The organism is Brucella sp. LJL56 (assembly GCF_054871705.1).
Genome location: NZ_JBTXLQ010000001.1, coordinates 1,222,321 through 1,235,031, shown reverse-complemented (window position 1 = coordinate 1,235,031; position 12,711 = coordinate 1,222,321). Strand labels below are relative to the sequence as shown.

Here is a 12,711-nt window from a genome sequence, read left to right as displayed (position 1 = left end):
GGGAGAGTTCATGACAGTTCATCAAAATCTGATTGCGGGCGAATGGGTCGGCGGCGACGGGATCGCCAACATCAATCCTTCGGACACCAATGATGTCGTTGGAACCTACGCCCGGGCAACTGCCGAAGACACCAAGGCAGCCATTGCCGCCGCGAAAGCCGCTTTCCCGGCCTGGTCGCGTTCCGGCATTCTGGAACGCCATGCCATCCTGCGCAAAACTGCCGACGAAATCCTGGCACGCAAGGACGAGCTTGGCCGTCTCCTGTCGCGCGAGGAAGGCAAGACGCTGGCGGAAGGCATCGGCGAAACCATCCGCGCCAGTCAGATTTTCGATTTCTTCGCAGGCGAAGCCCTGCGTTTGGCTGGCGAGGTTCTGCCTTCTGCACGTCCGGGTATCGGTGTGGAAATCACCCGTGAGCCGGTTGGCGTCGTCGGCATCATCACGCCATGGAATTTCCCGATTGCCATCCCGGCCTGGAAGATTGCTCCGGCACTTTGCTACGGCAACACGATCGTGTTCAAACCGGCCGACCTCGTGCCGGGCTGCTCCTGGGCGATTGTCGATATCCTGCATCGTGCCGGTCTTCCGAAGGGCGTTCTCAACCTCGTCATGGGCAAGGGCTCGGTCGTCGGCCAGACCATTCTGGACAGTGCGGACGTTCAGGCCGTCACCTTCACCGGCTCGACCGGTACGGGCAAGCGCGTTGCGGCGGCATCCATCGAGCACAACCGCCGCTTCCAGCTCGAAATGGGCGGCAAGAACCCGGTTGTCGTCCTTGATGACGCCGATCTCGATGTCGCGGTCGAGTCCGTGGTCAATTCGTCCTTCTTCTCGACCGGCCAGCGCTGCACGGCGTCGTCGCGTATCATCGTGACGGAAGGCATCCATGACAAGTTTGTCGCTGCTGCGATTGAAAAGCTGAAAAGCGTTGTGGTCGACAATGCCCTGAAGCAGGGTACGCATATCGGCCCGGTCGTGGATGAAAGCCAGCTCCAGCAGGATATGGATTATATCGAGATCGGCCGCAAGGAAGGCGCAAAGCTTGCTTTTGGCGGCGAGCGTCTCAACCGCGAAACGCCGGGCTTCTATCTCCAGCCAGCACTCTTCACCGAAGCCACCAACCAGATGCGCATCAGCCGCGAGGAAATCTTTGGCCCGGTCGCTTCGGTCATCCGCGTCAAGAATTATGAAGAAGCGCTTGCTACCGCCAACGATACGAGCTTCGGCCTGTCGTCGGGCATCTGCACGACGAGCCTGAAATATGCCACGCATTTCAAGCGCAATTCGGAAGCGGGCATGGTGATGGTCAATCTGCCGACCGCGGGTGTCGATTTCCATGTACCGTTCGGCGGGCGCAAGGGTTCGAGCTACGGTCCGCGCGAGCAGGGCCGCTATGCCGCCGAGTTCTACACCACCGTCAAGACAGCCTATACGCTGGCCTGATTGTTGTGTGAGTGAATGCAAAAAAACCGGCGGGGAAACCGCCGGTTTTTTTATGCGGCTTTTTTCGGCCAGGCGGCAAGCTTGCGGGCGAAATGCGACACCGTGCCATGCAGCAGCATAGTGAAGGCGGCCAGCACGAACAGGCACGCGAACATCAGATCCACCTTGGCGCGTCCATTGGCCAGCAGCATCAGATAGCCGAGGCCCTTCGATGCGCCGACCCATTCGCCTACCACCGCGCCGATGGGCGCATAGACGGCGGCGAGGCTCAGGCCCGATGCCAGCGAAGGAAAGGCGGATGGGATGCGGATGCGAAACAGGATTGCCATGCGTCCGGCTCCGAGAATTTCCGCCGCGTCGATCAGGCTCGTTTCGGTGCGCCGCATGCCGTCGAAGAAGGTCGAGACAACCGGAAAGAAGATCATCAGTACCGTGACCGCGATTTTTGAAGCGGGACCGTAGCCGAGCCACAAAGTCAAAATGGGGGCGAGCGCGAAGATCGGGATCGCCTGGCTGAAAACCATCGCTGGCATGACGAGCCGCTGCGCCAGCGGCGACATCATCAGTCCGATGGCGGTGGCGATGCCGACCGCGCTGCCAAGGAGGAGGCCGCCCAACACCTCACCGATGGTGGCGGCGGCGTTCTCGGCAATCAGCCCGGCGTTGCCGATCAGTGACTGCACCACATCCAGCGGGCCGGGCAGGATGAAGCGCGGCATCTGGCCGATGCTCACCACCGCCTGCCAGATGGCAAGCGCTATGGCTGCCGACAGCAAGCCGTCGGCAGCGCGCTTTTTCCGACTTCGGTTCGGGAGTGCTTCGTTCACTATCCGGCCTTCAAACCCATAGACCAGAAATCGGCTTCGAGCCTGCTCGCCGTTGCGAAAATCTGGCAGAGCCTCGGCCAGCGCGGGCTTTTCTCGAAGTCGTCGCCGATGCGGTCCTTTGCGGCCTGATCGAACAGCTTGCCGACCGTGTGGCACATGTCCTGATATTCAGGCCCCGCATAGGTGTCGATCCACTCCTGATAAGGCGTACCGGGCAGGGCGGTCACGGTAAGGTTCAGGCCGATCTCGCCATAACCATGCGCGCAGGGCACGAGCGCTGTCAGCAGGTCGAGAAAGTCGCCCGCCTGTCCGCAATCGAGCACATAGCGCGTGTAAGCGAGATTTTCCGGCTCTTCCTTCGTTGCATAAAGCTCGTCTTCGCTGATCCCTTCACGGGCGCAGATGCCGACATGAAGCGGCAGTTCCGTCACGGCCAAACCATGCATGATCTGGGCGCAAAGCCTAGTTTCCTGTAATGTATTGGCCTTGACGACGCCAAGCGCAAAGGCGCGGGCATAGTGGTGCAGATAGACATAATCCTGACGCAGATAATGCAGGAAGGCGGTTTTCGGCAGCGTGCCATCGCCCAGTCCGCGCACGAACTCATGATCGATATAGGGCTTCCAGTCTTCAAGCGTCGCGGCACGCAAGCGCGTGAACAGTTCGGATGAATAATGGGGCTGCGGCTGGCTCATGACTTGCTCCCTTCCGCGTTGACATCGATGGCGAATTTCTCGACAGGCAGGATGGAGGGCACCAGATTGTGCTCCTTGAGATAGGCTTCGTAACGCCGCCAGCGGCCATAATCGAGGCTCGCAGGTGCGCGCGAGAAGCGGGCAACCGTGTCCTTCCAGGCGCGCTGGTTCAGTTCGTCCTTGAGTTCCGTGCTGTAGGATGAAAACAGCTCGTAACCCTTGTCCGGGTGATTGACGATATATTGCGCGGCCTTCTCTGTGGCCGACAGGAAGCGCGAAATCTTGTCCTTGTCCGCCGCGTCCAGTTTGTCGGAAGCTGCGACATAGACCAGCTCGTCATAGACCGGCACGCCTTCTTCCTCGACGAAGAAGCATTTGCCGGGCACGCCTTCGACGGCCATCTGGTTCAGTTCGACATTGCGATAGGCACCCATCACCGCATCGACCTGCTTCGACATCAGCGATGGCGCCAGCGAGAAATTGACGTTGATGAGTTCGACATCGGAGAGTTTGACGCCGTGCTGGCCGAGAATGGTGCCGAGCAATGTTTCCTCGGTCCCGGCGACCGAATAACCGATCTTCTTGCCCTTGAGATCGGCGATGGAATTCACCGATCCGTCGTCGCGGGTCATCAGGCAGTTGAGCGGCGAGTCGATCAGCGTGCCGACGCGGATAAGCGGCAGGCCTTCATGCACCTGAAGATGCACCTGCTGCTGATAGGAAATGGCGAGGTCGGCCTGTCCTGCCGCCACCATCTTGGTGGGCGTTGATGCATCGGCGGGCGCGACGATATCCACGTCAAGCCCGGCATCCTTGAAATAGCCGAGCTTGTCGGCGACGATGATCGGGCCGTGATCGGGGTTCACATACCAGTCGAGAATGAGCTTGAGCTTGTCGTCGGCGTGAGCCGTGGTGGCAGTAAGGGCGAGGCCAAACAGGGCGGCGAAGGCAATCTTTTTCATGGGGTCTGCTCCAGAGCTTTTCCGGCGAACGCGCGCGTGGTTTCGATCCACTGGCGCAAGCGGGCTTCGGGGTCGGCATTGAGGGTGATGTCGGTGACGACGGAAACGATATCGGCACCCGCTTCGAAAACGCCCGGTGCGCGTTCAACGCTCATGCCGCCGATGCCAACCAGCGGAATGTCGCCTATCCGTGCCTTCCATTCTCCAAGACGCGGCAGACCCTGCTCGTGCCATTTCATCTTCTTGAGGATCGTCGGATAGACGGGGCCAAGCGCGATATAGTCGGGCTTTGCCGACAGTGCGCGGTCGAGTTCGGCTTCGTCATGACTTGAAACGCCGAGCTTCAAACCACCGGCGCGAATGGCATCCAGATCGGCGTCATCGAGGTCTTCCTGCCCCAGATGGATGAAGTCACAACCTTCTTCCAGCGCCAGCTTCCAGTAGTCGTTGACGATGAGCTGGCAGTCATGTGCAAGGCAGATTTCCCGTGCGGCGCGGATTTCGCTGCGCAGTTCCGGCTCGGTCTTATCCTTGACGCGTAGCTGCACCAGCTTGACACCGAGCGGCACCATGCGCTCCAGCCACTTGGCGCTGTCGAAGATCGGGTAGAACGGATCAAGGGCCATCACAAAAATGCCTTTCCGAGAAGAGGGGTGGACGGCGCTGCCATATCGCGCGCTTCAATGGCGTCCGCTTCGAAAGCAAGCCGCCCGGCCTCGACCGCAAGCGCGAAACCGCGTGCCATGGCGATGGGATCGCCTGCCTTGGCAACGGCGGTGTTGATGAGCACGGCGTCATAGCCCAGTTCCATCGCCGCCGCGGCATGGGAAGGCACGCCGATGCCTGCATCGACGACAAGCGGAATATCGGGGAAATGCGCCCGCATGGTTTTCAGCGCATAAGGATTGTTGAGGCCACGGCCCGAGCCGATAGGCGCGCCCCAGGGCATCAGCACCTTGCAACCGGCTTCGATGAGCTTTTCCGCGACGACCAGATCGTCATTCATATAGGGAAAGACCTCAAAGCCGTCGTCGCAAAGCGTGCGTGCTGCTTCCACAAGGCCGAACGGGTCGGGCTGCAACGTGTCGTGATCGCCGATCACCTCCAGCTTGATCCAGTTGGTGCCGAAGATTTCGCGTGCCATCCGGGCGGTGGTCACCGCTTCGCGCGGCGTGTGGCAGCCTGCCGTGTTGGGCAGAACGGCGACGCCCAACTCGCGGATCAGCGCCCAGAAGTCTTGTCCGGCGCGGGCATCGCCGCTTTCGCGACGCAGCGACACGGTGACAATATCACTTTGCGAAGCGCGCACCGCATCCGCCAATATGGCAGGCGATGGATATTGTGCCGTGCCCAGCAGCAGGCGGCTTTCAAATTTCTGGCCATAGAATTCCAGCATCTCAGCCTCCCTGCATCGGGGCCAGAACTTCGATGCGGTCGCCAGCCGACAGGGTCGCGGCTGCGCGCTCGTCGCTGGCCACGAACTCGCCGTTCAGCGCGGTTGCAACAACCGCTTCATCCAGCTCGATCTCGGTCAGCAGTGCTGCCAGATTGGCGGCTGCCGTGGTGATGACCTCACCGTTCAGCACGATTGTCATGCATAGTCCTCCACAAATTCGGGCATGGTTTCGGGCATGGTCGCGCTCGCAACCGCCATGCGCGCCACAGCGGGCGAAAGCAGGAAGCCGTGGCGGTAAAGCCCGTTGACATAAATGGTTTTGCCACGCCGTCTCACGCGGGGCAGATTGTCGGGAAATGCGGGGCGTGCATCGACGCCCGTTTCGAGGATTTCCGCCTCGCCAAATGCTGGATGCAGCGCATAGGCGGCGCTCAAAAGTTCCAGCGTCGAGCGTACGCTGATGCCGTGGCGATCGTCGCTTTCGATCATCGTCGCGCCGATCATGTGCACACCGTCACCGCGCGGCACGATATAGAGCGGAATACGCGGATGCAGGAGACGCACGGGCCGCTTCAGATTGATGTCGCGCGAGCGGACAATCAGCATTTCGCCCTTGACTCCGCGCAGATCCTGCAAGGTATCGCGGGCGGCAAGCCCACGCGCATCCACGGTGATATCCGCCTCCATGGATATGTCCCTGGCGTCCACGCCGAGGTGAAAGACCACGCCCCGCTTCCGTAGCCGTTCGGCAAGTTCGATCAATGTCTGGCGCGGATCGAGATGGCCTTCACTGGCAAAGAACAGGCCCTGCCGGAACCGCCCGGCAAGGTCCGGTTCCAGTGCGTCGATGCGGTGCTGGGCTACAGTGTCATGGGCTTCGGTACGCCGGGCGAAGCGGCGCAACTCGCTCATGTCTCGCGTGTGGGAGAGAACGAGCGTACCCTTGCGCCTGACGGTCGAGACATGGCGCTCCCACCAGCCAATGGCCTCCTGTCCAAGGCGCACCACGGGTTCCTCGGCGCTTTCACCCTCGCACCACGGTGCGAGCATACCGCCCGCAAACCACGAGCAGCTATCCGAGCCGATCTCGCTGCTCTTGGCGATGATGGTGACGGCGTGGCCCTGATCGGTGAATTCCGCGGCTGTGGCAAGGCCAGCCACGCCCGCTCCGATGATGGTGACACGCATCACGCAATCTCCTCTGTTCGGGTTTTCCAGAGGGCATGGAAATGGTGCACCGGCCCATGGCCGTGTCCGATCTTCAATACGTCGGCGGCGCGAATTGCTCCTTGCAGATAGGCATGAGCGCTAAGCACCGCTTTTTCAAGCGACAGATTCCTGGCAAGTTCTGCGGCAATCGCCGATGAAAGCGTGCAGCCTGTGCCATGGGTGTTGGCAGTCAGGATACGTGGCGCTGCAACACGCAACGTCGGCTGATCGCGGCGCACCAGCAGATCGACGCATATTTCGCCCTCCGCATGGCCACCCTTCATCAAAACGGCCCTTGCGCCGAGTTCGAGCAGTGCGCGGCCCTGTTGTTCGGCGTCTTCGTCATCGAGCGCCAGATCGCTGCCGAGCAGGCAGGCCGCTTCAGGCCGGTTGGGGGTTAGAAGCGTGGCGAGCGGAACCAGTTTCTGACGCAAAAGCGCAATGGCGCTTTCGCTCAAAAGCCGGTCGCCCGACTTGGCGACCATCACCGGATCGAGAACGATGGGGCCGGAAAAATGGGCAAGCCCCTGCGCAATGGCCTCGATGGTTTCAGGCACGGAAACCATGCCGATCTTCACCGCAGCGACGTCGAGATCGCTGAAAACGGCGTCGATCTGACCGGCGACAATGGCGGGCGGGATGTCATGCACCGCGCTCACCGTGCAGGTGTTCTGCACTGTCACGGCGGCAATGACGCTCGCGCCGTAGACGCCGAGTGCCGAAAATGTCTTGAGGTCGGCCTGAATGCCAGCGCCACCGCCACTATCGGAACCGGCAATGGTCACGCAGATGGGGGTCACGCATATGGGCACAGATGGCATCTGGCCATTGTTAGATTTGGTTCGGGAGAAACTGTCGTTCTGGTTCATCATGTCGTCTCTCATTCCGAACGGAAAGATGAGACGTCATGAACCTTTGTGGAGCATAAGCTCCTGGTGGGGTGCCCCCCGTCCGCGACGCGTCAAACTCCGTTCCCTACGCAGGTATTACCCGGATCAGGTTCAATGGGTTAACGCGAGAACGCGCCTCTCAGCCTCTTTCGAGGCACCCCAACGAATTTTGCTCCCATAGGCATAGGCCGGAAGTTTTGGGCGGTCAAGCGGTCTTCGGCAATCTTCCGTTGCGTCTGGTGCTGCGCCTGACGCGATAAAATGCCGTTGTCAGGAAAAACTTATATGAAAGGGCTTTTCATATATGGTTTGTTAAAACCATTGGTCGTACTCTCCCTGCGGGGAAGTGTGCCCAGGTGGTGATCCTCGCCTGTGGTTCGTGAACTTGTCTGTTCATGAACTCATGCGGAATATGATGTTCCAGTGAAAGGTTTTGTTGGCTAAATTAGACGGACGACAAGTGTCGGCTCGAAGCAAGGGGTACATGATGGCGAAGCGGAGAGCCGGTCCGGAACGGGCGGAATGCACCATGACGAGCACGTCCCAGCAGGATTTCCGCATTCTTTTCACTACCCATCCGACGCCGATGTGGGTCTACGATCCAAAAACCCTGGGCTTCATCATCATGAACGATGCGGCCTATGCGCTTTACGGCTACACGCCCGATGAGTTGCCGGGCATGACTGTTCTCGATATTCGTCCGCAGACCGAGCGCGAGCGTATGTTGAGCGCCGTTCGCGAGCGCAGCGATCTGGAGCGCCCGGAACGCTGGCAGCATTTGCGTGCCGATGGAGAGGTCATCGAGGTTCTGACCTACGGTCGGGAAGTGCAGTTCGACGGCAAGGAAGCAATTCTGGCTATTGTTCAGGATAGAACGGAGTTGGCGGAAGCCAATCGTCAGGCAAGTCACGCCCAGTCCTTGCTGGACAGTCTGGTCAACAATCTGCCACTCGGTGTTTTCGTCAAGGATATGCACGACGATGGCCGTTATGTGCTCTACAATCAGGCTGCGTCAATAGCGAGCGGACAGCCGATAGAAGAAGCTATTGGCTCGACCGACCTTGATCTGTTTCCCGAGCGTGAGGCTGCTGTTTTCAGCCAGCAGGACCGCATGGCGATGCGACGCCGCGAGGTGTTGAGCGTTGAACGCAAGGTTGCGCGCAAGGATGGGACTTCGCGTACGATGCGGATCATCAAATGCTCGATCCCGCCGGTCGAGGACAACGAGCCTCGCTATTTGATTGGGCTTGTTGAAGATATAACCGAACGCCGCGAGATCGAGGAGCGCATGGCACATATCGCCATGCATGACAGCCTGACCGGCCTGCCGAACCGTGCCTATTTTGCGCACCATGTTGAGAGCCTGCTGAAAAAAGGCGGAGATTCCGAACCCTTCGCATTGTTCTATCTCGACATAGATCATTTCAAGAACATCAACGACAGCATCGGCCATCAGGCAGGTGATCAGCTTCTGCAGGAAGTGGCGCGTCGGCTGAAGCAGATCACGACTTCAGATGAATTCATCGTTCGACTTGGTGGCGACGAATTTGCCATTGTTTATCGCAGCGGAACGCTGGCCCAGATCGCGATGTTCGCTGACCGTATCCTTTCCGCTTTTCAGGATTCGTTCAAACTGGTTGGCAATTCGGAGTTTGTCACTTGCAGCATGGGCATTGCTCAAGCGCCATTGCACGGCGACACCCCCGATGCGCTGATGCGCAATGCCGATCTTGCGCTTTACGCTTCAAAATCAGGCGGACGTCGCACATTCCGTTTCTATCAGCATTCCCTGCGCCTGGCAGCGGAGAAGCGTCATGTCATGACCGGCGAACTTCGACAGGCTCTGCTGGACGAACAGTTCGAGCTTCATTACCAGCCGATATTCAATCTTGAGAGCGGTAAGATTTCCGGTTTTGAAGCGCTGATCCGCTGGCGTCATCCGGGCCGCGGTATGGTTTCGCCTGCAGAGTTCATCCCGTTAGCCGAAGAAACAGGACTGATTGGACCGATCGGGGACTGGGTTTTGAGGGCGGCATGTCGGGAAGCTGCGTTGTGGCCTGAGGACATAAAAGTTTCCGTCAATCTCTCGCCGGTCCAGTTCAGCCAGACGACGCTCTTGCGTTCAGTTACGGATGCGCTGGAAGCCGCATGCCTGTCCCCCGACAGGCTTGAGCTTGAAATCACCGAGTCAGTCTTTCTTTCGAATAGCAAGAACAATATCGAGCTTCTGTTCGAACTGCGCCGATTGGGCGTTCGTATTGCGATGGATGATTTCGGAACCGGTTATTCATCGCTCAGCTATCTGCGAGCATTCCCGTTTGATAAAATCAAGATTGATCGCAGTTTCGTTTCGGGGATTGAGGTCGATACGCGCGATCTGGCAATCATCCAGGCTGTAGCAACGCTTGGCGCAGGCTTCAATATTGTCACCACGGCTGAGGGCGTGGAAACCGCACAACAACTGGAACGTTTGAAGACAGAGCGTTTTGGCGAAGTGCAAGGCTTTCTGACCGGGAGACCTATGCCCGCCGGGGACGTGCATTCCTTTATCCAGAGCCGCAGCAATGTTGGTCTGGAAATGCCTGCGGCGCAAAACAGATTGCCGATTTAGGATATCGCTTACTTATTATTGAGCCGCGTTCGAAGAGCCGTCGCGCCAGACCAAAAACCCAAATCTCATCTTGTTTCAAAAAGGGCTTGACCTTCCAACGGTGGGAAGGAATATCTAAGGAGCAACTCTCGAATTATGCCCTTCAGGGCAATGAAAGGGATTGCCATGAATAAGCCTGTAAATCACGAAACCATCAGTTTTCCTGTGCCCGTCGAAGGGATGAGTTGCGCATCCTGCGTGTCGTCCGTGGAAAAAGCCGTGTCCAAAGTTCCGGGCGTCGACAAGGTTTCCGTCAATCTCGCAACGGAACGCGCCGATGTGACTTTCAAGGGCGCGCCGGACCTGCCCTCGGTGATCGATGCCATTCGCAAGGCAGGTTACGAAGTCCCGGCTGCCAGCATAGATCTGGCGATTGAGGGCATGAGTTGTGCGTCCTGCGTCAGCAAGGTCGAGAAGGCGTTGAGCGGCGTGCCGGGTGTTACCCACGCCAGCGTCAATCTCGCAACGGAGCGGGCGCATGTCGATCTGGCCGGGCAGGTATCGGTCAACGAGCTTATCAAGGCAGTTGAAACTGCTGGCTATGAGGCGCGGTCACTTGATGAAAAGCAGGGCAGCGACAAGCAGGAGACCCAGTCCGAAAAGCGCGATGCGGAAGCGGCTGAGCTGAAGAAAAGCGTCATCCTTGCCGCCATTCTTACATTGCCTGTATTCGTGCTCGAGATGGGGTCGCATCTCATCCCGGCGGTTCATATGTTCGTCATGGACCGGCTCGGGATGCAGAATAGCTGGTATCTGCAGCTTGTGCTCACGACGCTGGTTCTGTTCGGGCCGGGCCTGCGCTTTTTCAGGAAAGGCATACCCACACTCCTGCGCGGCACACCTGACATGAATTCTCTTGTCGTGGTGGGTACACTTGCAGCTTGGGGCTTCTCCGTCGTTGCGACATTCATTCCCGGTGTGTTGCCCGAAGGTACGGTAAACGTCTATTTCGAAGCTGCCGCTGTCATTGTCACGTTGATCCTGATCGGGCGTTATCTGGAAGCGCGCGCCAAGGGACGCACCAGTGCGGCTATCAGCCGGCTGGTCGGCTTGCAGGCAAAGTCCGCACGGGTTCTGCGTGATGGCGAGGCTATTGACGTACCGCTGGAAGATGTTCGCGCTGGCGACATCGTTCAAGTTCGTCCCGGCGAGAAAGTCCCGGTCGATGGCGAAGTGATTGAAGGTTCGTCCTATGTCGATGAATCGATGATCACCGGCGAGCCTGTGCCTGTTGCCAAGGAAAAGGGCGCGGAGGTGGTTGGCGGCACGATCAACAAGACCGGCGCTTTCGCCTTCCGCGCGACCAAGGTTGGCCGCGACATGGTGATCTCGCAGATCATCCGTATGGTCGAGGATGCGCAAGCCGACAAACTGCCTATTCAGGCTAAGGTCGACAAGGTGACAGGCTGGTTTGTTCCCGCCGTGATGGCAGCCGCTGCATTGACCTTCGCTTTGTGGCTTGTAATCGGCGGCACGGGCATGCTGGGCTACGCGCTGGTGAACGCGATTGCAGTTCTCATCATTGCCTGCCCATGCGCCATGGGATTGGCCACGCCGACCTCCATTATGGTTGGCACTGGCCGCGCAGCCGAGTTCGGCGTCCTGTTTCGTCGTGGTGATGCCTTGCAGACCCTGCGCGATGCTTCCGTTATTGCCGTCGACAAGACCGGTACGCTGACACAGGGAAAGCCCGCACTCGCGCATTTTGCGACCGTCGAAGGCTTTGATAAGGACGAACTTCTGGCGCTTGTGGCAGCCGTTGAAGCACGCTCCGAACATCCTATTGCCGACGCGATCGTGGAAGCAGCGAAGGTGAAGGGATTGAAGCTTGCGGATGTGTCGGCTTTCGAAGCGGTCCCCGGTTTCGGCTTGAAGGCTCATGTCTCCGGTCATGAGGTTGCCATCGGCGCCGATCGCTATATGGCGAAGCTCGGTCATGACGTTGCTGTCTTTGCAGAAGATGCGAAGAGGCTGGGCGATGAAGGCCAGTCACCGCTCTATGTCGCTGTTGACGGCAAGCTTGCGGCCATAGTGACCGTTGCCGACCCGATGAAGGAAACCACGCCTGCGGCCATCGCTGCCCTGCACGAACAGGGGCTCAAGGTGGCGATGATTACCGGCGACAACCGCCGCACGGCGGAAGCCATTGCCAAAAGGCTGGGCATCGACGAGGTGGTTGCGGAAGTGCTGCCGGACGGCAAGGTCGAAGCGCTGAAGCGGCTTTCGGCAGGCGGCAAGCGGATCGCTTTTGTCGGTGACGGCATCAACGATGCACCTGCACTGGCTGCCGCTGATGTCGGCATCGCGATTGGCACCGGCACGGATATCGCGATTGAAAGCGCGGATGTGGTGCTGATGTCGGGCGATCTGCGCGGTGTGGTCAATGCCATTGCAATATCGAAGGCGACGATACGCAATATCGGCGAGAATCTGTTCTGGGCTTTTGCCTATAATGTCGCCCTGATCCCCGTCGCGGCCGGTGTTCTTTATCCGTTCACAGGAACGCTGCTGTCGCCGGTCCTGGCGGCAGGCGCCATGGCTTTCTCGAGCATTTTCGTGCTTAGCAATGCCTTGCGGCTCAAGGCTTTCAAAAGCCCTATCGAAGTATAATCCAACAAAAAAGGCGCGGTCTTGGCCG

The 12,711-nt window shown here is 59.0% G+C and carries 11 protein-coding genes and 1 riboswitch; of the genes, 3 read left to right on the top strand and 8 right to left on the bottom strand.

From position 1 onward, the window contains the following. The first annotated feature begins 10 nt into the window (after positions 1–10). Positions 11–1,444 carry an aldehyde dehydrogenase family protein gene (locus ACYSN1_RS05995; protein ID WP_061344881.1) on the top strand — a complete coding sequence of 478 codons (1,434 nt, stop codon included), beginning with the start codon at positions 11–13 and terminating at the stop codon, positions 1,442–1,444. A gap of 50 nt (positions 1,445–1,494) precedes the next feature. Here ACYSN1_RS05995 and ACYSN1_RS05990 read toward each other — a convergent pair whose 3' ends face one another. Genes ACYSN1_RS05990 through thiD form a run of 8 tightly spaced genes read right to left on the bottom strand, consistent with a single transcriptional unit; the run spans position 1,495 to position 7,402 of the window. Further along, on the bottom strand, positions 1,495–2,271 hold the full coding sequence (locus ACYSN1_RS05990) for an ABC transporter permease (protein ID WP_461724819.1): 777 nt from the start codon (positions 2,269–2,271) through the stop codon (positions 1,495–1,497). Continuing rightward, the gene (tenA, locus tag ACYSN1_RS05985) at positions 2,271–2,966 is read right to left on the bottom strand and encodes a thiaminase II (RefSeq protein WP_461724818.1); all 696 of its coding nucleotides are present in this window, start codon (positions 2,964–2,966) and stop codon (positions 2,271–2,273) included. Before tenA ends, ACYSN1_RS05990 begins: the two co-directional genes overlap by 1 nt. After that, positions 2,963–3,928 carry an ABC transporter substrate-binding protein gene (locus ACYSN1_RS05980; protein WP_461724817.1) on the bottom strand — a complete coding sequence of 322 codons (966 nt, stop codon included), beginning with the start codon at positions 3,926–3,928 and terminating at the stop codon, positions 2,963–2,965. Before ACYSN1_RS05980 ends, tenA begins: the two co-directional genes overlap by 4 nt. Beyond that, entirely contained in the window at positions 3,925–4,557 is a 633-nt protein-coding gene (locus ACYSN1_RS05975; RefSeq protein ID WP_461724816.1) for a thiamine phosphate synthase, read from the bottom strand. The genes ACYSN1_RS05980 and ACYSN1_RS05975 overlap by 4 nt, the downstream gene beginning before the upstream one ends. Beyond that, positions 4,554–5,324 (bottom strand): thiazole synthase, encoded by a 771-nt coding sequence (locus ACYSN1_RS05970; protein WP_461724815.1) that lies wholly within the window; start codon positions 5,322–5,324, stop codon positions 4,554–4,556. The genes ACYSN1_RS05975 and ACYSN1_RS05970 overlap by 4 nt, the downstream gene beginning before the upstream one ends. Position 5,325: 1 nt before the next feature. Continuing rightward, on the bottom strand, positions 5,326–5,523 hold the full coding sequence (gene thiS / locus ACYSN1_RS05965; protein WP_061344887.1) for a sulfur carrier protein ThiS: 198 nt from the start codon (positions 5,521–5,523) through the stop codon (positions 5,326–5,328). After that, on the bottom strand, positions 5,520–6,512 hold the full coding sequence (thiO, locus tag ACYSN1_RS05960; RefSeq protein ID WP_461724814.1) for a glycine oxidase ThiO: 993 nt from the start codon (positions 6,510–6,512) through the stop codon (positions 5,520–5,522). The genes thiS and thiO overlap by 4 nt, the downstream gene beginning before the upstream one ends. Then, positions 6,512–7,402, bottom strand: coding sequence for a bifunctional hydroxymethylpyrimidine kinase/phosphomethylpyrimidine kinase (thiD, locus tag ACYSN1_RS05955; protein ID WP_461725288.1), 891 nt, complete (start codon positions 7,400–7,402; stop codon positions 6,512–6,514). The genes thiO and thiD overlap by 1 nt, the downstream gene beginning before the upstream one ends. An 86-nt stretch (positions 7,403–7,488) precedes the next feature. Beyond that, positions 7,489–7,595, bottom strand: a riboswitch (TPP riboswitch). A gap of 315 nt (positions 7,596–7,910) precedes the next feature. Here thiD and ACYSN1_RS05950 point away from each other — a divergent pair. After that, complete coding sequence (locus tag ACYSN1_RS05950) at positions 7,911–10,034, top strand: putative bifunctional diguanylate cyclase/phosphodiesterase (RefSeq protein WP_461724813.1); 2,124 nt, start codon at positions 7,911–7,913, stop codon at positions 10,032–10,034. 165 nt (positions 10,035–10,199) lie between these two features. After that, entirely contained in the window at positions 10,200–12,683 is a 2,484-nt protein-coding gene (locus ACYSN1_RS05945; protein ID WP_461724812.1) for a heavy metal translocating P-type ATPase, read from the top strand. Positions 12,684–12,711: the final 28 nt, after the last annotated feature.

What these genes read in the sequence shown, in the direction of transcription:
- ACYSN1_RS05945 (WP_461724812.1), top strand. Translation starts at nt 10,200, where the DNA reads ATGAATAAGCCTGTAAATCACGAAACCATCAGTTTTCCTGTGCCCGTC.
- ACYSN1_RS05995 (WP_061344881.1), top strand. Translation starts at nt 11, where the DNA reads ATGACAGTTCATCAAAATCTGATTGCGGGCGAATGGGTCGGCGGCGAC.
- ACYSN1_RS05970 (WP_461724815.1), bottom strand. Translation starts at nt 5,324, where the DNA reads ATGCTGGAATTCTATGGCCAGAAATTTGAAAGCCGCCTGCTGCTGGGC.
- ACYSN1_RS05980 (WP_461724817.1), bottom strand. Translation starts at nt 3,928, where the DNA reads ATGAAAAAGATTGCCTTCGCCGCCCTGTTTGGCCTCGCCCTTACTGCC.
- tenA (WP_461724818.1), bottom strand. Translation starts at nt 2,966, where the DNA reads ATGAGCCAGCCGCAGCCCCATTATTCATCCGAACTGTTCACGCGCTTG.
- thiO (WP_461724814.1), bottom strand. Translation starts at nt 6,512, where the DNA reads ATGCGTGTCACCATCATCGGAGCGGGCGTGGCTGGCCTTGCCACAGCC.
- thiD (WP_461725288.1), bottom strand. Translation starts at nt 7,402, where the DNA reads ATGAACCAGAACGACAGTTTCTCCCGAACCAAATCTAACAATGGCCAG.
- ACYSN1_RS05950 (WP_461724813.1), top strand. Translation starts at nt 7,911, where the DNA reads ATGGCGAAGCGGAGAGCCGGTCCGGAACGGGCGGAATGCACCATGACG.
- thiS (WP_061344887.1), bottom strand. Translation starts at nt 5,523, where the DNA reads ATGACAATCGTGCTGAACGGTGAGGTCATCACCACGGCAGCCGCCAAT.